Source organism: Luteococcus sediminum (assembly GCF_054783495.1).
The window spans coordinates 124217-149798 of the sequence record NZ_BAAGQL010000022.1; the positions used below are offsets into that span (position 1 = coordinate 124217).

General features: G+C 69.7%; 24 protein-coding genes and 1 pseudogene. 9 read left to right on the plus strand and 16 right to left on the minus strand.

Annotated elements, in window-relative coordinates:
* Positions 1 to 35: 35 nt before the first annotated feature.
* The 3 genes from ACYVKA_RS12935 to ACYVKA_RS12945 all read right to left on the minus strand — a co-directional run bounded on the left by ACYVKA_RS12935 (position 36) and on the right by ACYVKA_RS12945 (position 3451).
* Positions 36 to 1295 (minus strand): TIGR04053 family radical SAM/SPASM domain-containing protein, encoded by a 1260-nt coding sequence (locus ACYVKA_RS12935; RefSeq protein ID WP_460705980.1) that lies wholly within the window; start codon positions 1293 to 1295, stop codon positions 36 to 38.
* Positions 1292 to 2704: a protoporphyrinogen oxidase gene (gene hemG, locus ACYVKA_RS12940; protein ID WP_460705982.1), complete on the minus strand. Its 1413-nt coding sequence runs from the start codon at positions 2702 to 2704 to the stop codon at positions 1292 to 1294. Before hemG ends, ACYVKA_RS12935 begins: the two co-directional genes overlap by 4 nt.
* Positions 2705 to 2797: 93 nt before the next feature.
* Positions 2798 to 3451, minus strand: coding sequence for a LuxR C-terminal-related transcriptional regulator (locus ACYVKA_RS12945; protein ID WP_460705984.1), 654 nt, complete (start codon positions 3449 to 3451; stop codon positions 2798 to 2800).
* Positions 3452 to 3662: 211 nt separating this feature from the next.
* On the opposite strand from ACYVKA_RS12945, the gene alr reads away from it, so the two are divergent.
* The gene (alr, locus tag ACYVKA_RS12950) at positions 3663 to 4787 is read left to right on the plus strand and encodes an alanine racemase (protein ID WP_460705986.1); all 1125 of its coding nucleotides are present in this window, start codon (positions 3663 to 3665) and stop codon (positions 4785 to 4787) included.
* 36 nt (positions 4788 to 4823) lie between these two features.
* On the opposite strand, the gene ACYVKA_RS12955 is transcribed toward alr, so the two are convergent.
* A complete protein-coding gene (locus ACYVKA_RS12955) occupies positions 4824 to 5498 on the minus strand; it encodes an EcsC family protein (protein WP_460705988.1) in 675 nt (224 codons plus the stop codon).
* Positions 5499 to 5681: 183 nt separating this feature from the next.
* Between ACYVKA_RS12955 and ACYVKA_RS12960 the strand changes: the two genes are divergently transcribed.
* The 3 genes from ACYVKA_RS12960 to ACYVKA_RS12970 all read left to right on the plus strand — a co-directional run bounded on the left by ACYVKA_RS12960 (position 5682) and on the right by ACYVKA_RS12970 (position 8742).
* On the plus strand, positions 5682 to 6998 hold the full coding sequence (locus ACYVKA_RS12960; RefSeq protein WP_460705990.1) for a citrate synthase: 1317 nt from the start codon (positions 5682 to 5684) through the stop codon (positions 6996 to 6998).
* 90 nt (positions 6999 to 7088) lie between these two features.
* Positions 7089 to 7886 (plus strand): leucyl/phenylalanyl-tRNA--protein transferase, encoded by a 798-nt coding sequence (gene aat, locus ACYVKA_RS12965; RefSeq protein ID WP_460705992.1) that lies wholly within the window; start codon positions 7089 to 7091, stop codon positions 7884 to 7886.
* Positions 7879 to 8742 (plus strand): Fpg/Nei family DNA glycosylase, encoded by an 864-nt coding sequence (locus ACYVKA_RS12970; protein WP_460705994.1) that lies wholly within the window; start codon positions 7879 to 7881, stop codon positions 8740 to 8742. The genes aat and ACYVKA_RS12970 overlap by 8 nt, the downstream gene beginning before the upstream one ends.
* Positions 8743 to 8867: 125 nt before the next feature.
* Here the strand turns inward: ACYVKA_RS12970 and ACYVKA_RS12975 are convergent, their stop codons facing one another.
* From ACYVKA_RS12975 to ACYVKA_RS12985, 3 genes are all read right to left on the minus strand, one after another.
* Positions 8868 to 9638 (minus strand): hypothetical protein, encoded by a 771-nt coding sequence (locus tag ACYVKA_RS12975; RefSeq protein ID WP_460705996.1) that lies wholly within the window; start codon positions 9636 to 9638, stop codon positions 8868 to 8870.
* Between the two features lie 270 nt (positions 9639 to 9908).
* On the minus strand, positions 9909 to 10577 hold the full coding sequence (locus ACYVKA_RS12980; RefSeq protein ID WP_460705998.1) for a response regulator: 669 nt from the start codon (positions 10575 to 10577) through the stop codon (positions 9909 to 9911).
* On the minus strand, positions 10562 to 11773 hold the full coding sequence (locus ACYVKA_RS12985) for a sensor histidine kinase (protein ID WP_460706000.1): 1212 nt from the start codon (positions 11771 to 11773) through the stop codon (positions 10562 to 10564). Before ACYVKA_RS12985 ends, ACYVKA_RS12980 begins: the two co-directional genes overlap by 16 nt.
* A gap of 90 nt (positions 11774 to 11863) precedes the next feature.
* On the opposite strand from ACYVKA_RS12985, the gene pheA reads away from it, so the two are divergent.
* Positions 11864 to 12784, plus strand: a complete 921-nt coding sequence (gene pheA, locus ACYVKA_RS12990) for a prephenate dehydratase (protein ID WP_460706001.1) — start codon at positions 11864 to 11866, stop codon at positions 12782 to 12784.
* A complete protein-coding gene (locus ACYVKA_RS12995) occupies positions 12784 to 13218 on the plus strand; it encodes an SRPBCC family protein (RefSeq protein WP_460706003.1) in 435 nt (144 codons plus the stop codon). Before pheA ends, ACYVKA_RS12995 begins: the two co-directional genes overlap by 1 nt.
* Positions 13219 to 13251: 33 nt before the next feature.
* Here ACYVKA_RS12995 and ACYVKA_RS13000 read toward each other — a convergent pair whose 3' ends face one another.
* From ACYVKA_RS13000 to ACYVKA_RS13035, 8 genes and pseudogenes are all read right to left on the minus strand, one after another.
* Positions 13252 to 13926 carry an FMN-binding negative transcriptional regulator gene (locus tag ACYVKA_RS13000; protein WP_460706005.1) on the minus strand — a complete coding sequence of 225 codons (675 nt, stop codon included), beginning with the start codon at positions 13924 to 13926 and terminating at the stop codon, positions 13252 to 13254.
* Positions 13927 to 13936: 10 nt separating this feature from the next.
* Positions 13937 to 14416, minus strand: a pseudogene (locus ACYVKA_RS13005) (HutD/Ves family protein); the annotation flags it as partial.
* 187 nt (positions 14417 to 14603) lie between these two features.
* Positions 14604 to 15584, minus strand: coding sequence for an aldo/keto reductase (locus ACYVKA_RS13010; RefSeq protein ID WP_460706007.1), 981 nt, complete (start codon positions 15582 to 15584; stop codon positions 14604 to 14606).
* 48 nt (positions 15585 to 15632) lie between these two features.
* Positions 15633 to 16445 (minus strand): Cof-type HAD-IIB family hydrolase, encoded by an 813-nt coding sequence (locus ACYVKA_RS13015; RefSeq protein ID WP_460706009.1) that lies wholly within the window; start codon positions 16443 to 16445, stop codon positions 15633 to 15635.
* The gene (locus ACYVKA_RS13020; protein ID WP_460706011.1) at positions 16438 to 17313 is read right to left on the minus strand and encodes a PRD domain-containing protein; all 876 of its coding nucleotides are present in this window, start codon (positions 17311 to 17313) and stop codon (positions 16438 to 16440) included. The genes ACYVKA_RS13015 and ACYVKA_RS13020 overlap by 8 nt, the downstream gene beginning before the upstream one ends.
* Positions 17314 to 17413: 100 nt before the next feature.
* On the minus strand, positions 17414 to 18820 hold the full coding sequence (locus ACYVKA_RS13025; RefSeq protein WP_460706013.1) for a glycoside hydrolase family 1 protein: 1407 nt from the start codon (positions 18818 to 18820) through the stop codon (positions 17414 to 17416).
* A gap of 40 nt (positions 18821 to 18860) precedes the next feature.
* A complete protein-coding gene (locus tag ACYVKA_RS13030; RefSeq protein ID WP_460706015.1) occupies positions 18861 to 20522 on the minus strand; it encodes a glucose PTS transporter subunit IIA in 1662 nt (553 codons plus the stop codon).
* Positions 20523 to 20765: a PTS transporter subunit EIIB gene (locus ACYVKA_RS13035; protein WP_460706017.1), complete on the minus strand. Its 243-nt coding sequence runs from the start codon at positions 20763 to 20765 to the stop codon at positions 20523 to 20525. It abuts the gene before it with no gap.
* A 294-nt stretch (positions 20766 to 21059) separates the two neighbouring features.
* Here ACYVKA_RS13035 and ACYVKA_RS13040 point away from each other — a divergent pair, with 294 nt between their 5' ends.
* From ACYVKA_RS13040 to ACYVKA_RS13050, 3 genes are all read left to right on the plus strand, one after another.
* Positions 21060 to 22073, plus strand: coding sequence for a zinc-dependent alcohol dehydrogenase family protein (locus ACYVKA_RS13040; protein WP_460706019.1), 1014 nt, complete (start codon positions 21060 to 21062; stop codon positions 22071 to 22073).
* Positions 22074 to 22142: 69 nt separating this feature from the next.
* Positions 22143 to 22790, plus strand: a complete 648-nt coding sequence (locus tag ACYVKA_RS13045) for a TetR/AcrR family transcriptional regulator (RefSeq protein ID WP_460706021.1) — start codon at positions 22143 to 22145, stop codon at positions 22788 to 22790.
* 202 nt (positions 22791 to 22992) lie between these two features.
* Positions 22993 to 23844 (plus strand): NmrA family NAD(P)-binding protein, encoded by an 852-nt coding sequence (locus ACYVKA_RS13050; RefSeq protein ID WP_460706023.1) that lies wholly within the window; start codon positions 22993 to 22995, stop codon positions 23842 to 23844.
* Between the two features lie 83 nt (positions 23845 to 23927).
* Here the strand turns inward: ACYVKA_RS13050 and ACYVKA_RS13055 are convergent, their stop codons facing one another.
* Positions 23928 to 25520: a bifunctional phosphatase PAP2/diacylglycerol kinase family protein gene (locus tag ACYVKA_RS13055; protein ID WP_460706025.1), complete on the minus strand. Its 1593-nt coding sequence runs from the start codon at positions 25518 to 25520 to the stop codon at positions 23928 to 23930.
* Positions 25521 to 25582 lie beyond the last annotated feature (62 nt).

Consider the following 25582-nt stretch of genomic DNA (forward strand, 5'->3'; position numbering starts at 1 on the left):
CGGCAGGAGCAATGGCCCCGCGGGTGATGCCGGCCTCAGCCCAGCCGCCGCGGCAGGTTCTCCTGTTGCTCGGCCCAGGCCTCGGGAACCCACATGCAGGTGGGGTCGCTGGCCAGGTAGTCGCCGGTCATCGCGTACGACGTGGAACGCGACCCGCCGCACAGCTTGTTGAACTCGCACACCCCGCACTTGCCCTTGAACTCGTCGGGGCGGCGCAGCGCCTGGAAGACCGGCGAGTTGGCATAGATCTCGTGGAAGGGCTGGTCCTTGACGCTGCCACAGTGCTCCGGGAGGAAGCCATTGGGGTAGACATCGCCCAAGTGGTCGATGAAGGCGAAACCGGACCCGGAGTTGACGGCCATCGGCGCGCGCGGCCGGCGGGGCTTCTCGGGGGCGGCGCCCAGCAGGCGGGTGGTCTCCTCGGTGAGGTAGTGGTAGAGCTCGCCGCGGTGGGCCACCTGGTCGGGCACGGGGATGCCGTTGCGGGCCTGCTCGCGCTGTACCGCGATGCGGCGGTACTGCGGCGCCTCGGTGGTCTTGATGGCGATGCGGTCGCTGATGTCGTGCAGCCAGTTGAGCACGTCCTCGCGCTCCTCGGGGCTCAGCGCATTGAGCGCGGCACCGCGGCCCGTGGGCACGAGCATGAAGGTGTACCACATCTTCGCACCCATCCCCAGGACGGTCTTGAGCAACAGGGGGGCCTCACGGATGTTGCTCTTGGTGAAGGTGGAGTTGATCTGCAGGCGGTAGCCCTCAGCATTGATCCAGGCAGCGGCCTCGACGGTCTTGTCGAAGGTTCCGGGGAAGCCGCGGAAGGCGTCGTGGGTCTCGGCGGTGGCGCCGTCGAGGCTCATCGACATCGCCTTGCCGCCGGCCTCGCGCATCTGGTGCAGCCGTTCCGGCGTCAGCAGCGGGGTGACCGAGGGAGACAGCGAGACCGACAGGCCCTTCTCGGTGCCGTAGCGGCACAGCTCGGCCAGGTCGGGACGCTCGAAGGGGTCGCCCCCGGTGAACACGACCAGCGGCTTGGGGTTGTCGTAGGCGGCCAGGTCGTCGAGCAGCTGCTTGCCCTGCTCGGTGGTCAGCTGGTCGGGGTGGGCGCGGTGCTGCGCGTCGGCGCGGCAGTGCTTGCACACCAGGGCACAGGCCCGGGTCACCTCCCAGATGACGATGAAGGGCTTGGTGTTGATGTCGTGGCGCACGGTGCGCACCACGGGGGCGTGGTGGGCACGGGTGTGCTCGGGCGCCTCGTCCCCCACGGTGGTGGGGACATCGGACGGATGGGTGGTGGTCACCTGGATTCCTTGCTGTCGGTGCTGGCGCCGAGTGCGTCGGCGACGAGGGTGGCGGCCTGCTGGCCGGAGCGGACGGTGGCGCCGATGCCCAGTCCGTCGACGGTGGCGCCGGCGATGGCGATGCCGCCCAGTGCGGCCAGCTGCTCACGGGCGGTGGCGACACGTTCCTTGTGGCCGGGCATCAGCTGGGGCATGGCATGCGGCCAGCGGTACACCAGCCGCACCTGGGGTTCGGCGTCGATCCCTGCCATGGATGAGATCTCGGTGGCCACGCGGGTGGTCATCCGATCATCGTCGAGCTCGTCGAACAGGGAACTGTCGACGCGCCCGACAGAGGCGCGCAGCAGGTGATGTGTCGAGCCGAGTTCGGGCCACTTGCGGGTCAGGTTGGTGGCGGCCTTGAAGGTGCGCACCCGCTTGCTCGGCAGCAGGATCCCGTTGAAGTCACACAGGATGCGGCTCTTCGCGGCGGCGGCGCGGTCCCAGCCGAGCAGCACCGTGGCCACCGAGGCGGTGGGCACGCGGTCGTAGAGCTGGGCGGTGGCGGGACTATGGGGGCGCAGCAGGTCGGCGGTGACGGCTCCCGGGGTGGTGAACAGCACCTGGTCTGCGGCCAGGCGCTCCCCGCCGTCGAGGATGACCGTCCACCGCGCACCCTCGTGCTCCAGCCCGACGACCCGGGCGCCGGTGCGGATGGTGGCTCTGCTCTGCTCAGCCAGGGCCCGGGTGAAGGCGGCCAAGCCGCCCGGCCAGGAGGCGAAGGCGGGCAGCGGGGCCTTCTGCAGGCGGGAGGCCGGCTTGCTGCGCTTGAGGTTCTTGAGCAGCATCGAGCGCCCGGCGGAGGCGTCGTCGACGAGCTGGGGTGCGGTGGCGCGCAGGGAGAGGCGGTGGACGTCGCCGCCGTGCAGGTTGCCCAGCAGGGGGTCGACGAAGGTGTCGGTGACCTCGCGCCCGAAGCGGGCACGGGTGAAGTCGCCCACGGCGATGTCGGAGTCCACCTTGCGCAGCGCGGTGAGCGGCTCCAGGCCGGCGCGCAGCAGGCCGAGGGGGCTGAGGATGCCCGACTTGAGCACGGGCCAGATCCTGGTGGGGCCGGTGGGGCCGACACCGGCGGGCAGCGGCCGCAGGCCCTTGCGGGTGGCCATCACGGAGCTGCCGGGGGCGGCGCCCACCACGGACTCGGCCAGGCCGAGCTCGCGGACAAGGGCGGCGACGTGGGGTGCCCCGAGGTGGACTGCCTCGGCGCCGACGTCGACCTGCGCCCCGTCAACCTCGATGGTGTGGACCTGTCCGCCGACGTGGTCGGATGCCTCCAGGCAGATGACGTCCACCGATGGGTCCCGGGCGATCTCGCGGGCTGCGACGAGTCCGGTGATGCCGGCTCCGACGACGATGACGCGTTTGGTCATGGCTCACCTCCGTAGTGCTGCCGAGACTACCCGGAGCATTCCGGAGAAAATCGGGCGGGGTGCCGCCTGGCCTCCTTGTGGCCGCTCAGGCCCTCACAGGATGCGCAGGAGCTGCGGGGTCATGCCGTTGTCGATTCCCCAGGCGACGGCCTGCGAGCGGCGGCTGACTCCGATCTTGCGGTAGGCCGAGCGAATGTAGGACTTCACCGAGTTGGGGCTCAGGTAGGCCTGGGCGGCGATCTCGGCATTGCTGTAGCCCTGCGCGATGAGCGAGATCATCTCCGCCTCGCGCATGGTCAGACCGGCAGAGCGACCGGGCCAGTCGTGGCCTCCGCGGCGCTCGGTGGTGGCGTCGACCTCCGCGGGGGTGGCCCAGGTGGTGGCGAGGCCGGCGGCCACGCGGTCCAGTTCCGCCAACAGCTGGCAGCCGTCCAGGGACTTGGGGATGATGGCGTCGATGCCGTGGGCGCGAGCGATGGACTGGGCCTCGGCGCGGGCGCCCCAGGTGTAGAGCGCCACCACGCCCACCAGGGGGTGGGCGAGCTGCTCCCGGATCACCTCGGCGGTGCGCCGGTCCTGCCCGACGAGGTCCACCAGGGCGATGTCGACAGGCTGGGTGACGTGCCCGTCGACGGGCAGGTCCACCACCTCCACCCGGTCGCCAAAGGGTGCCAGGAGGGATCGCAGGCCTGCGAGGACGAGCTCGTGGTCATTGACGAGTGCTACGCGCATGGGGGCCGAGGTCACCCCGCGATTATGGCAGGGTGCCCGTCCAGAAACTCCGCATGAGGGGATGGGCCAGCCCTTTCCCACCCGCAAGGGTGTGCTCTCAAGGGGGCGCCATGGTGGCTCCGGCTGCTCTCTGTGGGGATCGAGAAAATTCATCACTCACTGACGGGCCAGGCTCGGCAGCGGCTGCTTGCCCGTGCTGCTTGGTCCGTGGTGGGATGATGTTGCGGTGCTGTACACCACCCACGCCCCCGTCGACCTCGGTGCCCTGCACCACAACCTGCTGGCCGTGCGCCAGCTGGCGGCCGGTCGCGAGGTTGCGCTGGCCGTCAAGGCGGACGCCTACGGACACGGAGCGGTGGCCGTCGCCCAGCTCGTGCAGGAGACCGGCTGCGCCGACCGGCTGGCGGTCGCGACCGTGCCCGAGGCCCTCGAGCTGCGCCGCAGTGGGATCACCCTGCCCATCCTCAAGCTCTCCCACTGCTTCCAGCACGAACTGTTCGCCGCCGTGCAGGCCGGTGTCACCCTCACCGTCGTCGACGAGCGCACCATCCGGCAGGCCGAGGGGGTCGCGGCCGGGCTGGGGGTCGTCGCCAACGTGCACCTGAAGGTGGACACGGGAATGCGACGCATCGGCGCCGAGCCGGAGGACGCCACCGAGCTGGTCCGGCTGGTCGACACCATGCCGCACCTGTTCCTCGAGGGCATCTTCACCCACCCCCCGGTCAGCGATGTCGCCGAGCAGTACCAGTGGACGGCCCAGGAGCTGGGCGACTTCCGCGCCCTGGTGACGGCGGTGGAGGCTGAGCGCGGACCGATCCCGCTGGTGCACGCCGCCCCCTCGGGGGCGATCCTCGGCCACGACCTGGAAGGCATGACGATGGTGCGGCCCGGCATCATCGCCTACGGCTACTACCCCGACCCCACCTCCCCGCACACCATCGAACTGCAGCCGGTGATGGGCCTGACCAGCCGGATCAGTTTCCTCAAGCAGGTGGAGGCTGGCCAGAGCGTCGGCTACGGCCGCACCTGGACCGCGGGGGAGAGCTCGTGGATCGCGACCATCCCCGTGGGCTACGCCGACGGCTACAGCCGCAGCAATTCCAATGTGGGCCATGCCCTGGTCGGCGGGCGTCGCTGCCCGGTGGCGGGGCGGGTCTGCATGGACCAGACGATGATCGACCTGGGGCCCGAGCTGGGCGACGTGCAGGTGGGCGACCCCGTCGTGCTGATGGGGCGCCAAGGACAGGAACAGATCACCGCCGACGACCTCGCCTCGATCATGGGCACCATCAGCTATGAGGTGCTGTGCCGGATCTCGCCGCGGGTGACTCGGGTCTACCTCGAGGGCTGAGGGAGGCTGCGCCCCGGCGATGCCCCGGGGGGCTGCTCAGCGGCGACGGGTCACGAACTGCTTGCGCGCGAAGCTGCCGGTGCCCCAGGTGGCCCAGCCATCGGTGCCTGCACCGATCGCGCCACCCACGCCGGGGATCTTCTTGCCCGCCAGCAGGGAGACGCGCTTGCCACCCACCTGCCCCATCAGGGAGCCCAGCACCTTCTCGGCGATGGTGGAGTCCAGGGCTGGGTCGTGCACGGGGGCAGTTGCGATCGCCAGCGCCGAGCTGGGCAGCTCCTGGCGCTGGACGGCCTCCTGGGCGAGGTTCTCGCCGAGCAGGCACATCAGGATGGCGCTGCGCACCCGAGGGTCCTCGATGTCATAACCGCGCAGGTGGGCGATGGCCGCCACCATGCGGCACTGGACGATCGCCACGCCGGTCACATTGGCGGGGATGCTCACCGCCAGCGTCGCCAGGCCGCCGAGGTTGGTCACGAAGCCCTGCGCGCCTGCCATGGCGACGTGCTGCTTGACGATCATGTTGACCGCCGGCTCCACCGCCCCCTGCTTCTGCAGTGCGGCGGCGGCCGTCGCCTTCGCACCGGGAATGCGGCCGGCGCCGTCGATGGCCAGGTCCAGGGCCTTGCGCAGCACCATCGCCGAGGCGCCCGGCGCCAGTTGCGGAGCCTGTGCCAGGATCTGCTTGCCGAAGTCCTTCGCCGTCGCCATCTCGTCCTCCTGCGGTCGTGGATCGTGCACTCCACCGTAGTGGAGGCCCGCCGCGGAACGGGGGCATGCCTGCCCTGAACCCTCCCTCATTCGCCGTCGGCGCAAGGGCCACCATGTGGTCCTGCCGTCGCGGCGGCAGGGGCGGGAGCACGATGGGGACCATCCGAGCAGGAGGAGCACCCCATGGGAACCCAGACACCCGAAACCCCGGCTGGCAGCGCGCAGACCGCAACCCTCGTCGTCGACGGCGTCAGCCACGAACTCCCATTGGTCACCGGCACCATGGGGGAGCAGGCCATCGACATCAGCCGCCTGCGCGCCACCACCGGCCTGGTGACCCTCGACGAGGCCTTCGGCAACACCGCCAGCTGTCGCTCCGCGATCACCTACATCGACGGTGAGCAGGGGATCCTGCGCTACCGGGGCATTCCCATCGAGGAGCTGGCCCGCAACGGGTCGTCCTTCGTCGAGACGGCCTGGCTGGTGATCTTCGGCCAGCTCCCCACGCAGGCCGAGCGCGACCGCTTCTCCGAGCTGCTCACCGAGTCCTCCGCCCTGCACAACGACATGGGCAAGCACTTCGACGCATTCCCCGAGAGCGGCCACCCGATGGCCATCATGAACGCGATGATCAACGCGATGAGCACCCACACCAGGCCGCGCATCAATGACGAGGAGAGCTTCCTGGTCGCGGCCGCGCACCTGCTCAGCAAGGTGCGCACCATCGCGGCGGCCTCCTACAAGTCCCACAAGGGCGAGCCGATCATCTACCCGCGCCGCGACCTCAAGTACGTCGAGAACCTGCTGCACATGATGTTCTCGCTGCCCTACGACGACTACGAGCCGGTGCCCGAGGTGGCCCGCGCGCTCAACTTGTTCTTCACGCTGCACGCCGACCACGAGCAGAACTGCTCCACCTCGACCGTGCGCATGGTCGCGAGCTCCGACGCCAACCTCTACACGGCCTGCTCGGCGGGCGTCGCCGCCCTGTGGGGGCCGCTGCACGGCGGCGCCAACATGGCCACCGTGCAGATGCTGCAACGCCTGCACGACGAGGGCACCAGCGCCGCAGACCTGGTGGCCCAGGTGAAGGACCGCAGTTCCGGGGTGCGCCTGATGGGCTTCGGGCACCGCGTCTACCGCAACCGCGACCCTCGCTCCGTGATCCTCAAGGAGGCCGTCGACGACCTGCTGCGCGCACTCGACATCGACGACCCGCTGCTCGAGATCGCGCTGGAGCTGGAGGACGTGGCCCTGCACGACGACTACTTCGTGGAGCGAAAGCTCTACCCCAACGTCGACTTCTATTCCGGCATCCTGTTGCGAGCCATCGGCATCCCGCTCAACATGTTCACCGTGATGTTCGCGATCGGGCGGATGCCCGGCTGGATCGCGAACTGGCGTGAGGTGAACATGGACCCGTCCGGCCGCATCCAACGACCGCGGCAGGTCTACACCGGCCCTGAGCTCGTGGAGTGGGTGCCCCGCGAGCTGCGCTGAGTCCGTTGGTCGTGCTGGGTTCGTGGGCCGGGCTGGGTTCGTTGGTCGTCATCGGCGCACAGTGTCGGCGGCGGGTGCAACAGTAGGGATGTGCTTGCCCATGTCTTCGGCCCTTGGACCCAGTGGCCGGAACAGGACCTGGTGGCCTTCACGACCAACTTCGACGAGGACCTGGCCGTCGCCGCCTACTGTTCCGGCTTGTTCCCCATGCCCCTGCCCGAGTCGGGCTTCGACGAGATGGGCTGGTGGTCACCGGTCGAGCGCGGCATCCTGCCGCTGCAGCAGTTGCGCATCACCCGCAGCCTGCGCAAGAACCTGCGCCGCCAGGTGACCACTGTCGATGCCTGCTTCGAGCAGGTGCTGGCACGCTGCTCCGACCCCTCACGGCCCGACGGCTGGATCGACGACGACATCCGCGAGGTCTACACCGAGCTGCACCGGCGCGGCCTGGCACACTCGGTGGAGACCTGGGACGACGAGGGCCGCCTGGTCGGGGGGCTCTACGGCGTCTGCCTGGGAGGGCTCTTCGCCGGCGAGTCGATGTTCCACGACCCCGAGCACGGGCGCGACGCCTCCAAGACCGCGTTGGTGCGGCTGGTCAGCTGCCTGCTCGACGACGGCGCCGAACGGCTGCTCGACGTGCAGTGGCGCACCGACCACCTGGCCAGCCTCGGTGTGGTGGAGGTGGACCGGGTCAGCTACCTCAGCCGGCTGGACTCGGCCCTGGAGCTGCCGCCACCGGACTGGGGCGATGCGTCGAACCACGACCCGCTGACCGGGGATGCGCTGCTGTCCCTGCACGCCGAACGGTTGGCCGCGGCCCGGGCCCTGGCCGTCGAGCAGGAGGCCGAGGAGCTGGACGTGATCGAGGAGGAGAGCCATGCCTGAACTTCCCGAAGTGGAGGCCCTGCGCGCCTTCCTGGACGAGCGGCTGCGCGGGCGCGCAGTGGCTGCTGCGCAGTTGATGGCCTTCAGCGCCCTCAAGACCTATGACCCTCCGCTGGACTCCCTGCTGGGCCTGGAGATCGACGGGGTGCGCCGCCACGGCAAGTTCCTCGACATTGAGGCCCAGGGGATCCACCTGTGCTTCCACCTGGCCCGGGCAGGGTGGGTGAAGTGGCACGACCAGGTGCCCGCGAAGCTGCCACGCCCCGGCAAGGGGCCACTGGTGCTGCGGATGGTGCTCGACGACGACTCCGCCTTCGACCTCACCGAGGCCGGCACCCAGCGCAGCCTGGCCATCCACGTGGTCACCGACCCACAGCAGGTGGAGCGGATTGCCAGCCTGGGGCCGGATCCGCTGTCGGATGAGTTCACGCCAGAGGTCTTCGGCGCCGTCCTCGACGCGGCCGGGCGCTCCCAGCTCAAGGGGGTGCTGCGCAGTCAGCAGACCATCGCCGGCATCGGCAATGCCTACTCCGACGAGATCCTGCACGCCGCCCGGTTGAGTCCCTTCGCGCCCGCCAATTCCCTCGACGACCAGGGCAGGGCCGGGTTGTACGAGGCGGTGCGACAGACCCTGCGTGAGGCGGTGGAGCGGGCTTCAGGGCTGGCCGCCGGCGAGCTCAAGGACGACAAGCGCTCCCACCTGCGGGTCCATGGGCGCACCGGCGAGGCCTGCCCGGTGTGCGGGACGACGATCGCCGAGGTGAGCTTCGCCGACTCCTCACTGCAGTACTGCCCCGGCTGCCAGACCGGCGGCCGGAAGCTCGCCGACCGGCGGATGAGCAAGCTGCTCAAGTAGCCAGCGGTCCCGATCGGGCTGGGACTGGGGGCAGCGGTCCACAAACCACATCCAGAGCGGTGCTCGCTGCGGCATCTGCACCATCGACGGCCCTCGATGTGGTTTGTGGACGAGGGCGCCGCGGACTAGAAGGCCAGCGCCGAGAAGAAGGGCAGCACGGGCACCAGCAGCCCGGTGCTCATCCAAAACATGCCGAAGTTCATGGCGAAGTCGGCCAGGCCCACCATGCGGTGCTCGGGCTCGCGGATCGCGGTGACCAGGCCCTTCACGGCGGCGTAGAGCAGCCAGACCATCAGAGGAAGGCCGATGATGGCGAACCACCACATGACGTCATGCCCGGCGGCCATGTCGTGGCCCATGCTGCCGTGGTCCATGCCCGCCATCGGTGAGGGGCTGGCCGAGGCATGCCCCATGTCGTGGCCCATGCTGCCGTGGTCCATCCCGCTGTGGTCCATCCCGCTGTGGTTCATGGCGGGGGTGGCTGTCGGCCCGCCGGAGCTCATCTCCATGTGGTTGCCGGTGGAATGGCTCATCATCGAGTGCATCACCTGCATGGCCTCCAGGTGCCAGACCATCGCGGCGAACATCATGGCGCAACCCAGCGGATGCATCCGATGACCGGGATGGGCCCGGAAGGTCAGCCAGCAGAACCACACCAGGCCCACCGCCATCAGCACGATCGTCACCGGCATCGGCAGCACCTGCTGCAAGGGCTTCCACCAGCTCTTCGGCACCATCGCCAGCATGATGACGCTCATCAGCAGGTGCAGGCCGGCCGAGACCCCGCCCGTCACCGTCCGGGAGCGCACCGTGCGCAACAGTTCGTAGGCGGTGGTGAAGCAGAACAGGATCAGCAGGCCGATGAACTTCACCGGCACGGCGCTGAGGGTGAACATGGCTCTCCCGAGGACTAAATGGATGGTGTCACCCCAGTAGTCGTGCGGCGGGCCCGGAAAGTTCCCGGCCATGGCGAGCTTCTTCCCGGGGTCCTGGGTTCTGCGTCCTGGTGCCGTGGCCCCTGTGCCGTGGGCTCTGGTGCCGTGGGCCCTAGTTCCCGCTCGGGTTCCTTGCTCCCGCTCGGGTTGCAACACGAGCGAGGCCAGGAGACCCGAGCGAGGCCAGGAGACCCGAGCGCGAACGTCCCCCGAGCGCCGCGAGGACGCCCCTCAGTGACGGTTCTGGCGCGCCCTCTCCACCAGGAGGGCCAACTGCACCCGGTTCGTCGCCCCCGTCTTGTCGAACAGACGGTTCAGGTAGGTCTTCACCGTCGCCAGCGAGAGGAAGAGCTGCTCGGCGATCTCGGCATTGGTCAGGCCCTGGGCGACGGCCCGGGCCACCTCCGCCTCGCGCTCGCTGAAGGTCTCTGTGACGTCCGGCCCGGCTGGCACCGCCGCCCGCGAGGCGAGGGCGACGATCCGCTGCAGCACCTCGGGGCTGAAGCGCATCTGGCCCGAGGCCGCTCCCAGGACGGCCTGCACCAGCTCGTCGGGCGGGGAGCTCTTGAGCAGGAAGCCGTGGGCACCCCCGTCGAGGGCCTGCGCGACGAAGGCCTCGGTGTCGAAGGCCGTCAGCATCACCACGGCGGGGGCCTTGGGCAGGGCGCTGATCCGGTGCACCGCCTCGATCCCGTCCATGCCGGGCATGCGGATGTCGAGCAGCACGACGTCGGGACGAAGCGCCTCGACGGCCTGCACCGCGGCCAGGCCGTCGCCGGCCTCCCCGACGACGGTGATGCCCCGGGAGCCGTCCAGCAGCATCCGCAGACCCGCCCGCACCAGGGCCTCGTCGTCGACCAGGAGCAGCTTCACCACGGTCTGGTTCACCATGGCACCCATGCTCGCAGAGTGAACTCGCTCTGCCCGGCCTCGGCGCGCACCCAGCCCTGGGCTGCAGCAAGACGCTCCTGCAGCCCCACCAGGCCGAAACCGCCCGGCAGCGACTGCGCCTCGGAGTGGGCGAGTTGTGTGGTGACCTGCACCAGGACACCCCCGTCCCGGTCGCGCACGGCCACCTCCACCGGGCTGGCCGGGGCATGTTTGACGGCATTGGCCAGCCCCTCGGCCACGGTGCGCGCCAGGGCCACCGAGGCCAGGGCGGGCAGGGCTTCGAGCTCCAGCCCGGGGTCCACCTCCAGGTTGATCCTGCTGCCGCGCGCCCGCGCCTCGGCGACGATCGCGTCAACCTGGTCGATGCCGCGAGGCCGTGGCGCGTCGTCGGACGTGCGCAGCACGGTCAGCGTCTGGCGCAGCTCCTCGGCGGCGGCGTGCACATTGGCCTGGATCGTCGCGGCCGATTCGCGCACCTGCTCGGGGTCGAGGTCGTCGCGGTAGGCCAGGGCGCCGGCGTGCAGCGAGACCAGCGAGAGTCGGTGTGAGAGCCCGTCGTGCATGTCGCGGGCGATCGCCTGCCGCTCCTCGGCGCGTACTCGGGCCACGGTCTGGTCACGTTCCCGCTCGGCGGCTTCGGCACGCTCCCGGTAGGCGACCATCAGCGAGCGGCGGTTGCCCAGCACCCGGCCGAACAGGACGGGGACGGCGAGGATCCCGAGGCTGGCGAGGGTCAGCTCCAGCAGGCCGATCTCCTGTGGGGAGGGGGTGAAGTGTGTGACCACCAGACTGGAGGTGAGCGTCACGAGCAGCGCCGCCACGATCCAGCCCGGCACCAGCCAGGCGCCGACGACCACGAGCATCACCATCGCGGCCGGCAGCGCCCACACCGACGGCCCGGCCACTGCCAACAGCAGCATGCACAGGATCGCGGAGCGCTGGGTGGGCTGTCGCACCTGTGTGACCAGGGGCAGCAGGAGGCAGGTCAGTAGTCCCACGGCGAGGTCCAGCACCATCCAGGTGAGCACCTTGTCCTGCAGGGGCTGGGGGAGGGCGTCGACGTCGGGATAGTCGGTGGCCCAGGTGGCACCCCAGAGGACCAGACCGGCGAACCAGCAGGTGACCGCGACCAGCCAGTGGGTCCATCGACGCCCGACCCACTGGACCATGCGGGTACTGATGGCGGGGCGCCGGGCTGCTGTCATGGTCCCCACGCTAGGGGGCGCAGCCGCCCCGTGGTGTCAGCCGAAGGACGGACACGGCCGGTGACGGTGGCTGCGCCCTAGACTCAGCCCATGCTCGGATACTTCGGCCCGGCCGGCACCTTCACCCACCAGGCGCTGCTGCAGGTCAGCGGGGACGAACCCACCCAGCCCTTCGCGACGGTGGCCGTCGCCCTCGACGCGGTGCGTCGCCTCGAGGTGCGTGCGGCGCTGGTGCCGATCGAGAACTCCATGGAGGGCGGGGTCTCCGCCACCCTCGACAACTTGGCCAGCGGCGAGGACCTGGTGATCGTGCGCGAGGTGCTGCTGCCGGTGCAGTTCGGCCTCTACGCCCGCCCGGGAACCACGCTGGAGCAGGTCAAGAGCATCGTCACCCATCCGCACGCCTACAACCAGACCCGCGACTGGCTGGGCGAGCACATCCCACATGCCAGCGTCATGACCGAGGGCGGCTCGACGGCCGCCGGTGCGGTGGAGGTGGCCAATCCCGACTCGCGTCACGACGCCGCGATCTGCGCCGAGGTCGCCGGCCAGATGTACGGGCTGGAGGCGCTGGCCACGGGCATCGCCGACAACCAGGCCGCCGTCACCCGCTTCGTGCTCGTCGCCCGGCCCGGCAGCCTGCCCGAGCGCACCGGCGCCGACAAGACCACCCTGGTGGCCTACATGCACGAGGACCATCCCGGCTCGCTGCAGGAGATCCTCGACCAGTTCACGGTGCGCGGGGTGAACCTGAGCCGCATTGAGTCGCGCCCCACCAAGACAACCCTGGGCCAGTACTGCTTCTCGATCGACGCCGACGGGCACCTGGACGATGCCCGGATGGCCGAGGCGATGCAGGGCCTGCACCGCACCTGCAAGAAGGTGGTCTACCTGGGCTCCTATGCCCGGGCCGATCGGGTCAAGACCCGCGTGCCCGCCGGTGCCACCGACAGCGACCACCGCGCTGCCGCCGCCTGGATGGCGGGCCTGCGCACCCCCAAGGAGTCCTGATGCGCTACACCTGCCAGATCCAGATCGCAGCGCCCCGCGCCCGGGTGCTTGAGCTGATGACCGACGGCGACCGTGCCGCCGAGTGGATGCCCGGTCTGGTCAGCTACCGGGCCGTCGAGGGGAAGCGGGGCCGCCCCGGATCGGTCAGCGAGCTGCGCTTCGATGGGATGCCCGGTGACGGGAAGCTCGTCGAGAAGGTCATCCGTCTGGACGACGAGCACTACGACCTGGTGCACCTGATCGGCCCGGTGCGCAATGAGGCGCTCAACACCTTCACCGACAACGACGGCGGAACCCTGTGGAGTGCCGAGCACGTCTTCCACCTGCCGCCCGGCATGGCCGAGGGCATGGGGCCCGACGGGCAGAAGGCCTTCGAACGCAACACCGAGAACTCGATGGGCACCTTCAAGGCCTGGTGCGAGGCGAATGCCTGAGCCGACGGGCGAGTTTCCGCGGCCTCTGAATCCTCAGTCGCGCGAGCTGATGCGGGTGTCGAGGGCCCGGCCGCCGCGCAGTTCGCTGACCAAGGCGTGCCGCGCCTGGGCGTGCGGCAGGCTGACGGTGCGCAGGTAGTCCACCAAGGCCTGCTCGCCCTGGGTCTCCAGGGCTTCGGCCAGGGACCGAATGTCGTCGGGATGCCTGTTCTGGCTCATCTTCGCCTTCGCCTCGACGCGCTCCACCTCCACCTCGACGGCCACGATCGCCTTGGCCATCCGCGCCAGCTTCTGCTCGCCGACCTCGTCGAGGACGTCAGCCTCGAAGTGGTCGGTGAGGGTGCGGGCTGCCCGCAGCGCCGCCTCGGGGCTGGTGTCGAGGTGCAACCGGCCCCAGACGTGGATGGTGATGTAGTCCCAGGTGGGCACGGTCGGAAGCGCGTCATGGGTCGCATACCAGCGAGGTGAGACATAGGCGTCGGCCACATCCAGCACCACCATCGCCGGACCGGTCGTCGGACGCAGCGCCTGCGGGTTGTTGCGCACCAGGTGCGTCACCAGCCGGTTGCGCTGCTCGTCGAGGAAGAAGGGCGCCAGCGTCGCATCCGGCCCGTCCTCGTGCACCGTGACCAGGTTCCCCGCCCGGGCGGTGCGCAGCAGCTGGCGCACGTGCTCGTCGGGAAGGCGGAAGTGGTCGGCGACGTACATGGCATCGAGCCTAGTCGGCGGGGGTGAGGACGACGTCGGCGAGCACGGCGCCGCTGCCGGCCAGGTGCACGGGTCCGTGGTCCTGGTCGAGGTCGGCGACGTCGAGTGCGCCCAGTTGTTCGCCAGCGACGGTGGGGTGGCCGTCGAGGACGACGACCATGCGCCGCCCCGCCGCCGGACCGAGGCGGAGTTCACCGTCCAGGTGGCGCACCTCGACCTGGCTGGTGAGCACCCCACGGTGGGTCATCACGTTGCAGTCCAGGCTCGGCTCGATGATCTGGCTGGTCACCGGCACTTCCCCGGCGAAGGCCCAGGGCTCGAAGCAGCCCAGGTCGAGCACCTCGTCGCCGTCGGTGCCGTGTGCGGTGAGCACCATCCGTCCGCCGCGCAGCAGCAGGATCACCCGGTCGATGCCGGGGAAGGCGGAGAACGGCCCGCCCTGGTCGACCCGGGCGAAGCTCATCCGCCAGTCGAAGTCGTCCATCCCAGCGGTGGCAGGAAATCACGCCACCTCCAATGTGGTGCCGCCGCCATTGCGCCAGGGCATCTCGGTGTGGTCGCTGGGACGAAGGATGCGCACGGGAGGTCTCCTCACGGGTCGAACCGGCCCATGGGGCCGTGGAGCGTGTGTCGCAGCCCTCGACGTCGAGGGCTGGGACACACACTCCATCACAGCCTCAGGCGGCGCCGACCACCGCGTGCGGCACGTAGTGCTCCTCGAGCAGGGCCTTGTCGTCGTCGCTGAGCTCCAGTTCGAGGGCGGGCAGGGCCGAGGTGATGTGGCTGGTCCTGGTGGCGCCGATCAGTGGCGAGGCCACCGGCTCCTGCGCCAGCAGCCAGGCCAGCGCCACCTGGGCGCGCGGCACGCCGTGAGCCTCGGCCACCTGGCCCATCGCGTCGACGATCCTGCGGTCGGTCTGCTCGGTGGCGTCGTACTTCTGGCGGGCGACGAAGTCGCTCTTGGCGCGCTCCGAGGTGGAGTCCCAGTCACGGGCCAGACGGCCCGCGGCCAGCGGCGAGTAGGGGGTGACGCCGATGCCCTTGGCCCGGCACAGCGGAAGCATCTCGCGCTCCTCCTCGCGGTAGAGCAGGTTGTAATGGTCCTGCATGCTGATGAATTTTGACCAGCCGTGCTTCTCGCTGACGTGCAGGGCCTCCAGGAACTGCCAGGCGAACATCGCCGAGGCGCCGATGTAGCGCGCCTTGCCGGAGCGCACCACGTCGTTGAGCGCCTCCATCGTCTCCTCGATCGGGGTGGTGTAGTCCCAGCGGTGGATGATGTAGAGGTCGACGTAGTCGGTGCCCAGGCGCTCCAGGCTGGCGTCGATGGCGCTCATGATGTGCTTGCGCGACAGGCCCTCGCCATTGGGGCCTTCGTGCATCCGGCCGTTCACCTTGGTGGCCAGGACGATCTCGTCGCGCCTGGCCATGTCCTTGAGGTGCTTGCCGAGGATGCGCTCGCTGCCGCCCTGGGAGTAGACGTCGGCGGTGTCGAAGAAGTTGATCCCGGCATCCAGCGCCGTCTTGACCACCTCGCGGCTGGCCTGCTCGTCGATGACCCAGTCGTGGATCCATTCGCCGGGCGTGCCGAAGCCCATCGTGCCCAGGCACAGGCGCGAGACCTCCAGGCCGCTTCGGCCAAGCTTGGTGTACTCCATTGTCCTTCTCCTTCTGGGGTGGGGATTGGGTGGTTCGTGGGTGGGGGGTCAGACGAGCCCGAGCTCCTGGAAGGCCTTGGCCAGGCCGTCGTGGTCGACGTGGTCGGTCACCAGGTCGGCCAGTGCCTTGAGCTCGTCGGGGGCCTGGCCCATGGCGACGCCGGTGCCGCAGGCCTGCAGCAGCGGGATGTCGCTGCGGGCGTCGCCGAAGCCGATCAGGTCGGAGGTCTCGCGGCCCAGCCGCTCGGCCAGGATCCGGACCCCCTTGGCCTTGTCGACGCCGAGCTGGCCGATCTCGCCGAACTCGTCCTCGACGCCGGTGGCGGTCCAGGAGTCGATGTGGGCGCGGCCGTCGAAGAGCCGGTGCAGCTCGTCGAGCTCCATGCCGCGCGGCAGCACGAAGCTGATCTTGTTGACGTCGTCGTGGCCGCGGGAGGTGTCGTGGACCATCTCGGGGAAGGTGCCGCGGACGAAGTCGGGGGTCTGGCCGAGCCGTTCGGCCGCCTGCTCCGGCAGGTCCTCACTGCCGAAGAGCCCGGAATTGCACTCCAGGTAGAAGGCCAGGCCCTTGTCCTGCAGCCAGGCGATGGCCTGTTCCACCACGTCGACGGCGAGCACCTGGTGGTGCACCACCTCGCCGCGGTGCTCGATGTAGGAGCCGTTGCCGCCGATCATGCCGTCCAGGCCCAGCTCCCACAGGTGCTCGTAGACCTCTGCCCTGGCCCGGCCGGTGCAGATGAAGACCTCATGGCCCCGGGCCCGGGCGGCCCGCACCGCCTCGGCGGCGCTCGCGGGCAGTGAGGTGTCATGGCGCACCAAGGTGCCGTCGACGTCGAGCAGCAGGATCTTGGGTTCAGTCATGGTTCTCCTCGGGCAAGGACGAGCCGCCGGGGCGTTCGGCGGAGGCGAGGCGTGCGATGTGCATGGCCAGGTAGGTGGTCTCGCTGTGGGTCACCGGCGCGCCGAGTCGCAGTTCCAGGATCTCGGCGACCCGGCGGGCGGAGCGGGCGGCGTCGGGATAGGTCTGTTCGATGCTGGCGCTCAGTGGGGAGAGGTCGTCGTGCAGCTGCTCGCCGGCATGGGCGCGCACGAAGAAGTAGCGCAGGTGGGTGATGAAGCGGGCGCTGTTGACCGAGTTGCGGTCCAGCGGGGCATCCATGGCCGACTCGATGATGTCGAAGACCTGGTTGAAGACGCCGGTCATCTGGTAGGTCTTCGACAGGTCTCCACCGTTGAAGGAGGCATTGACCAGGTGCAGCGCGACCGGCATCGCCTCGTCCGGGTGGAGGGGCTGGTCGAGCTCGGCATTGACGCGCTCCAGCAGCCGCTCGGCCGTCGCGATCTCCTGCGGGTACAGGTGGGCCACCTCGGCGCGCAGCGGGTAGTCCACCTCGATGCCGCTGCGGGCGCGCTTGATGGCGAAGCTCAGGTGGTCGGCCAGCGCCACCAGGGTGCTCGACGGGTAGCCCTGCGGCAGGTCGCCCCGCACGGCGTCGAGTGCCCGGGCCGCCAGGTCGAGGTGTTCGGGTGGGATGGCCGCCAGCAGCGCCGCGAAGTTGTCGGCATTGCGTCCGGCGTCGGGCACGAAGGTGTGCACCACCTTTGACTCGTCGACCAGCTGGCCCGGCCTTGCCTGGAAGCCCAGGCCACGCCCGGTGAGCACCACCTCGTCGCCCGAGGCGGCGCGGGCGAGCACCACGTTGTTGTTGAAGACCCGCAGGAGCTCCATCGCCCCACCTCCGTTCGTGCTGCTGGACTGGTGACGGGGCCGACCTGCCAGGGATCCGTGACAGGTTCGGCCGTCCCGTGCCGGTTCGACCGGTCCGCCGTCAGGTCAGGCTGGCGCCATTGCTGGCGATGACCTGCTTGTAGAAGTCGAAGGACTTCTTCCTGTAGCGCTCCAGCGTGCCGGTGCCGTCGTCATTGCGGTCGACGTAGATGAAGCCGTAGCGCTTGGACAGCTGCGCGGTCGAGGCGCTCACCACGTCGATCGGGCCCCACCAGGTGTAGCCGAGCAGGTTCACGCCGTCGGCGATGGCCTCGCGCACCTGGACCAGGTGGTCATTGAGGTACTGGATCCGGTAGTCGTCCTCGACCGTCTTCACGCCATCCTTCTCGACCAGTTCGTCCTTGGCGCCCAGCCCGTTCTCGACGATGAACAGCGGCTTCTGCCAGCGGTCCCAGTAGTCGTTGAGCACCAGCCGCAGGCCCACCGGGTCGATCTGCCAGCCCCACTCGGAGGCGGGAAGGGTCGGGTTCGGGACGCCGGCGAAGATGTTGCCCGGGCCCTTCTCCACCGTCGGGTCGGCAGAGGCGCAGATGCTGACGTAGTAGCTGAAGCTGACGAAGTCGACGGTGTGCTTCAGCGTCTCGCGGTCGGAGTCGGTGATCTCCAGCTCCACGCCCAGCTGGGCCAGCTTGCGCAGGAAGTAGCCGGGGTAGGTGCCGCGGCAGTGCACGTCGCCGAAGGCGTAGTTGTCGCGGTCGATCATCCTGCCGGCCAGCACGTCGGCCGGGTCAGGGGTGAGCGGGTAGACGGGCATCGCGATGATCATGCAGCCCACCTGCAGCTCGGGGTCGATCTCGTGGGCGATGCGGGTGGCCGAGGCGGAGGCCACCAGCTCGTGGTGGATGGCCTGGTAGAGCTGCTGCTGCGAGAGCTGCTCCTTGGGCGTCCAGATGCCGCCGGACATCAGCGGGGCGTGCAGCACCGAGTTGATCTCGTTGAAGGTCAGCCAGTACTTGACCCGCTTGCCGTAGCGCTCGAAGCAGGTGCGGGCGAAGTTCTCGTAGAAGCCGATCAGGCGACGGTCCACCCAGCCGTCATAGGTCTTGGCCAGGTGCAGCGGGGTCTCGTAGTGGCTCAGCGTCACCAGCGGCTCGATGCCGTGCTTCTCGCACTCGTCGAGCACCCGGTCGTAGAAGGCCAGGCCGGCCTCATTGGGCTCGGACTCGTCGCCATTGGGGAAGATTCGGCTCCAGCCGATCGAGAAGCGGAAGACCTTGAAGCCCATCTCGGCGAACAGGGCGATGTCCTCGGCATAGCGGTGGTAGAAGTCGATGCCCTCGAGCTTCAGGTTGTCGGGGGTGGGCTCCTCGGTGGGCGGGGCGGCGATGCCCTTGGGCATCACGTCCTGGATGCTCAGGCCCTTGCCGTCGACGTCGTAGGCGCCCTCGTACTGGTTGGCGGCCAGGGCGCCGCCCCACAGGAAACCTTCGGGGAATGGTGTTGTCATGTCTCGATTCTCCTCAATCTGCAGATCTTGTGAAGGGTGGTCAGGAAGTGACGACGCAGGCATCGCCGCCTGCCGGGACGTGGCCCAGCGCGGCGGGGATGACCTCGGTCATCTTGGCGGTGTTGGTGACCACGACGATGGTGGTGGCGTCGTAGCCGGCAGCCGCGACCTTGTCGAGGTCGACGGTGCACAGCGTCTGGCCCTTGGTGACGCGCTCACCCTTGGTGACGACGGGGGCGAAGCCGTCGCCCTTCATCTGCACCGTGTCGATGCCCACGTGGACGAGCACCTCGGCGCCGTTGTCGGCGCGCAGGCCGAAGGCGTGGCCGGACTTCATCGAGACCATCACCGTGCCGTCGCAGGGGGCGACGACGGTGCCGTTCGCAGGCACCACGCCGAAGCCGGAGCCCATCGCGCCGGAGGCGAAGACCTTGTCGGGCACCTGGTCGAGGGCGACCAGCTGGCCGGCGACCGGCGAGCCGAGGGTGACGACGCCGGTGGCCACGGGGGTGGGGGCCACGGCGGCCGGATCGGTGCCGGGCTCGGCCTCGTCGACGACCGGGTCGGGCAGCACGTCGGCCACCTCGTCGGGCTGCTCGCGGTCCATCGCGACCAGGGTGATGCCGAAGGCGATGGCCACGGCGGTGGCGCAGCCGATGAGCTGCATGGTGAAGTTGCCGTGCTGCATGTAGGCGGGCAGGCCCAGCAGGCTGGGGAAGACGAACTGGTTGTTGGCGCTGCCACCCAGGGCGGCGATCGTGCCACCCACCGCGCCACCGGCGATGCCGGCGTAGAAGGGCAGCTTCAGCGGAAGGTTCACGCCGTAGATGACCGGCTCGGTGACGCCGGCCACGAAGCCCGACAGCGAACCGGCGGTGGCGATGTCGCGGCGCTTGGCGCTGCGGGTGCGCAGGGCGACGGCCAGTGCGGCGGCGGCCTGGGCGAGCACGGCGGGCGGGATCGGGCCGCCGAGCAGGGTGTAGCCCGGGGTGGAGAGGTCGTTGAGCATGATCGGCACCAGGCCCCAGTGCAGGCCGAAGAGCACGAAGACCTGCCACAGGCCACCCATCACGGCACCGGCCGCCCACGGGGCAGTGGCGAAGAGCCAGTTGACGCCCGTCGAGACGCCCTGGGCGGCAATGGTGGTGACCGGGCCGACGGTGATGAGGATCAGCGGCACCATGATGGCGATCGTCAGCAGCGGGGTCATGAAGTTGCGCAGCCAGTCGGGCAGGACGCGGTTGAGGCCACGCTCCAGGTAGCTCTGCAGCCACACGCCGATCACGATGGGCAGCACGGAGCTGACGTAGCTCATCATCACCACCGGGATGCCGAAGAACTCGACCTTCTGGCCCGGCACGTTGAGCGCGATGATCGTCGGGTAGACCAGTGCGCCGGCGATCGCCATGGCGGTGAACTGGTTGGCCTTGAAGCGCTTGGCGGCGGTGACGGCCAGGAAGATCGGCAGGAAGTTGAACAGCGCATCGGCGGCGGCGTTCAGGATGATGTAGGTGGTGCTGGTGGTGCTGATCCACTTGAAGGTGGTCGCGGCGGCCAGTCCGGCCTTGAACAGGCCCGCACCCGACAGCGGCCACAGCACCGGCAGGAAGATCGAGCTGATCAGCTGGATGAACTGGTTGAGCAGGTTGCCCTTGGGGCCGGTGTCCTCCTCGGCGGCCGTTTCGCCGGTGAGCTTGGCCATCTAGCCGAGGGCGGCATAGACCTTGGGAACGTTGTTGCCCACCACCACCTGGTACTGGCCGCCGGCCTTCATCGCGGTGATGACGCCGGGCACCTTCTCGACGGCCTTGTCGTCCGCCAGGGACTCGTCGCGCAGCTTGAGCCGCAGCCGCGTGGCACAGTGCGTCGCACTCGCCACATTCTTCTCGCCACCAACGAGCTCGAGGATTCGAGCCGCGGTGTCCTTGTAGTCAACCGACGCCATTGCCGGACCTTCCTGTTCTGGGAACTGCCGAGAGAACACCCAGGAAAACGAAAAGACCCGGAGCACGATGAAGTGCTCCGGGTCTTGCCTCGCGACGTGGCGAGTAACAATCCTGGTTCCCCGAGGGGATGGTGCCATCGTAGGGCATGTGCCGAACACACGCGGCGCCAGGGTCGGGATCTCAGCCGGTGTACCTGGCTCCCCTTGCTGGGGGAAGATGTGTGAAGGGGTCAAGGACGGACCCCTGCGTCCCGGGGACGGCGGACCACGCGTCCGCAGAAAGTGAGCAGAACCATGTATGGAGCAGTCATCCACGGCGCCAACGACGTCCGCTTCGAGGAGCGGGAGGACCCGACGATCGTCGAGCCCACCGATGCCGTCATCCGCACCGTGGCCACCTGCGTGTGCGGCTCGGACCTGTGGCGCTACCGCGGCATCTCGGAGGTCGATAGGCCCACCCCGATCGGCCACGAGTACGTCGGCATCGTCGAGCAGGTGGGTGACGAGGTGAGCAGCGTGAAGGTCGGCGACTTCGTCGTCGGCGGCTTCACCTACAGCGACAACACCTGCCCGGTGTGCCGCAAGGGCGCCCACGCCAACTGCCTCAACGGCGGTGGCTACGACGGCTGCCAGGCCGAAAGGATCCGCATCCCGCAGGCCGACGGCACCCTGCTGGCCACCCCCGGACAGCCCGACGAGGACCTCATCCCGCACCTGCTGGCCCTGTCCGACGTGATGTGCACCGGCTGGCATGCCGCCGTCAGCGGCGGGGTCGGCCCCGGCAAGACCGTGGCCGTGGTCGGCGACGGCGCCGTCGGCCTGTCCGCGGTGCTGGCCAGCGTCGAGCTGGGCGCCGAGCGCGTCATCGCCATGAGCCGCCACGCCGACCGCCAGCAGATCGCCAAGGACTTCGGCGCCACCGACATCGTCGCGGAGCGCGGCGAGGAGGGCGTGAAGAAGGTTCAGGAGCTCACCGAGGGCATCGGCGCCGACGTGGTGCTGGAGTGCGTCGGCACCGAGGACGCGCGCACGCAGGCCGTCGAGTGCCTGCGTCCCGGCGGCATGGTGGGCGTCGTCGGTGTTCCCCACGGCGACATGGACATCACCCAGATGTTCTGGAAGAACCAGGGCGTCCACGGCGGCGTCGCGCCGGTGCGCAACTACCTGGAGCACCTGCTGCAGCTGGTGCTCGACCGCAGGATCCAGCCCGGCAAGGTCTTCGACCTGGAGCTGCCGCTGGAGAAGGTGGCCGAGGCCTACACGGCGATGGACGAGCGCACCGCCACCAAGGTGCTGCTGCGCCCCTGAGCCGGGTGGGGTTCGGGCCGCGGTGTGAGGCGACAACCGTCGCCACGGCCGTGCGGTACGGTCGAGCGCATGGCCCGGACCCCCACCTCCACAGCACGGCAGCGCCCGGGCGGCTCGTCGGGCCCGGCCAGGGATGCCGGGCGTGACGTGCGGATCATCGAGGCGGCGCTGGACCTGATCGTCGAGTCCGGCTATGCGGATCTCACCATGGCCGCCATTGCGGCACGGGCCGGGGTGGGTAAGGCGACGGTCTACCGGCGCTGGGCCTCCCGGGAGGACCTGGTGGCCGATGCCCTGGAGAGCATCATGGTGCCGACGCCTCCGCCGGAGCCCGCTTCGGGTTCGCTGCGCGAGGACCTGGTGGCCGCACTGGTGCACAGCTCTGCCTGCCAGCAACCCGACCACCGCTGCTTCCAGGCGATCCTGGGTGCGGTGGCCGTCACCCACCACGAGGTGGCCGACACCCTGCGCGAGCGCTACATCGCCGCCCAGCGCGAGGCCATCGGGCGGTGCCTGGTGGCGGCGGGGGAGCGCGGTGAGCTCGACGCCGGCCAGGTGGCCGCAGTGCTCGGGCCGGGGCGGTTGGAGGTCCCGGCGGTGGTCGCGCTGCTGGTGATGCAGGAGGAGCTGACCGGCGGCCTGCTGGGCGTCGAGGGGATCACCCGTCTGGTCGACGACGTGCTCCTCCCGCTGGTGCCAGCGGGCGCGGCGCGCTGAGTCGGGCCCCGACGTCGAGGAATTGGGCCTTCGGCGTGGGAATACCCAGACAACACGAGACGCTGCAGTCTCGTGTTGTCCCCGTGGTCGGAGCAGGCCACCGGTTCCCAATGGAATCGAGGAATCCCCATGACCACCTCCCCGAAGAAGGTGCTCGTCACCGGCGCCACCGGAATGCAGGGCGGCGGCGTCGTCCAGGCCCTTGCTGGCCGCTGGCCACCACGTGACGGGCTTCGTGCGCAATCCCGACTCTCCCGCCGCCAAGGCACTGGTCGAGCAGGGCGTCGCGCTGGCCGTCGGAGACCTCGACGACCAGGCATCCTTGGAGGCCGCCACCCAGGGCCAGGACGCCGTCTTCAGCGTGCAGATGCCCGGCGTGAACCCGGCCGATCCCGGCTCCGAGGAGCGCCAGGCCCGCAACCTTGCCACCGCCGCCAAGCAGGCCGGCGTCACCCACCTCGTGCACACCTCCGTCTCGGCCGCCGGCTGGCGCGACCAGCACCCCGAGATCACCGAAATCGACCCGCTGATGAAGGACTACTGGGACCAGAAGGAGGCCGCCGAGCAGGTCGTGCGTGACTCCGGCATCGAGCACTGGACCATCTTCCGTCCCGCGCTCTACATGGAGGACTTCCTGCTGCCGCGGCTCAACGTCCAGTTCCCCAAGCTCCTCGAGGGCAAGCTCCTGCTCGGCGCCCCCATCGACACCCCCATGGCCATGATCTGCGCCGAGGACCTGGGCGCCGGCGTCGCGGCCGCCATCGCCGATCCGGAGCGCTTCGACGGCGCCCAGATCGAGCTGGCCGGTGACGTGCGCACCTGGAAGGAGATTGCCGAGACCATCTCCGCTGCCTCCGGCAAGGACGTCCAGGCCGCCCAGGTCTCCTCCGAGGACCGCGCCGAGAAGCTGGGCGCCCCCTCCGCCTGGGGCCACCAGTGGGACGACCGCGTCGGCTACCCCGCCCGCCCCGAGCTCGCCGAGGAGTTCGGCCTGCAGATGACCACCTTCGACCAGTGGGCCAGGCGTCAGGACTGGAGCATCATCTCCGCCTGACACGACACGCACGTCGAGTGCAGCGAAGTGTGTGGCCCAGTCCTCGACATCGGGGGCTGGGCCACACACTCCACGGCGGGGGTTCACTCCTGCATCAGCAGCAGGGCGCCGGCTGCGACCTCGGCCTCGAAGACCGTCGTGTGGCCCTCGGTGTCGCCGTCGAGCTCGTAGGGCATCTTCTCCGCCACCTCCAGGCGCACCTTGCGCGCCTGCACCTGGTCCACGCGGTCCACGTCACTGGCGACTCGCCCCAGGACCTTCGCGGTCATGGTGGCCATGTCCACATAGCTGCGCGGCGAGGCGACGATCAGGTCCAGCAGGCCGTCGCTGGCATTGGCCCGCGGCATCAGCTGGATGCCGCCCTGCAGCATGCCCACATTGCCCACCACCGCCATCGTCGCGCGGCGGTGCTGCGGCTCGCCGTCGTCGACGGTGAAGGTGAGCTCCATCGGCTCCGAGGCCACCTCGCGGGCGGCGGCCAGGAAGTAGGCGGCCGAGCCGACGACCTTCTTCAGCTCCGGCCGGGTCTTCTCCATGATCCGCGCGTCGGTGCCGATCCCTGCCATGACGGCGAAGTGGACGTACCGTTCGGTGCCGTCGGCCTCCACCGGGTCGTCGACACGCACCCGCACCAGGTCGATCGCGCGCGGCTTGCCGTTGAAGGCGACGGCGGCCGCTGCCACCTCGTCGAGCGGGATGCCCAGGTTCCTGGCCAGCAGGTTTCCGGTGCCGGCCGGGATGATGCCCAGCGGGATGCCGGAATTGGCCAGCTCGGAGCACACCACGCGCACCGTTCCGTCGCCGCCGGCCACCACCACCAGGTCGACATCGCGGGAGATCGCCTCCTGGGCCATCGCATAACCCGGGTCGTCACGCTTGGTCTGCAGCCAGAGCGCGTCGCCCCAGCCACGACGGTCGAGCTCCCACTCCAGGGTGCGACGGAAGCTGGCCGGGTCGAGCACCTTCGACGGGTTCCAGATCACCGCGCAGGTCCGGGTGCGGCCGTCGAGCAGGTGCCGGGCCGGAAGCGGCAGCACGTGCACCCGGCAGACCAGGCAGGCCAGGCTGGCGCAGACCACGCCGAGCAGCAGCCCCGCCACCACGTCGCTGGGCCAGTGCGCCGACATCACGACGCGGTCGATCGCCACCACCATGACCAGGATCACGCCGACCGCCCGCCACAGCAGGCGGCTGTCGGCGGGCTGCCGGGTGGTGGTCGTGGCGGCCGCAGCCATCAGGGCGACGGTGGTGGCCATGGTCATGTGCCCGCTGGGATAGGAGGAGCCGTGCTGGGTGATGACGTCCATCACCGGCGCGGGGCGGGGGCGGCCCACCAGCAGCTTGAGCACCGTGAAGGAGAGCCAGGCCAGCGCCACCGAGCCCACCAGCGCCATCGCCAGGTTGCGCAGCCGGCGCCGCCAGGCCCACAGCGCCACCACGCACAAGCAGGCAGCCAGCACGCCCGGCATCGTCACCACGGCGATGGCCGACCAGACCTCTGCGGCGGCACCATCGGGGGTGATCCAGCGGCGCTCGGCCCACCGGTCGAACCCGTCGAGCAGGCCGGTTCCCAGCACCAGCCAGGTCCACACCGCCAGCCCCAACAGGGAGAGCACCAGGGTGGACAGGGCCAGGTGGCGCCGTCGCAGCCGGTCGGGGGACAGGTGGGCGAACATGTCCCGATTCTGACACGGGCGCCCGTGTGCGGACGCCGCAGACGGCACGGGGGTCCGCAGTC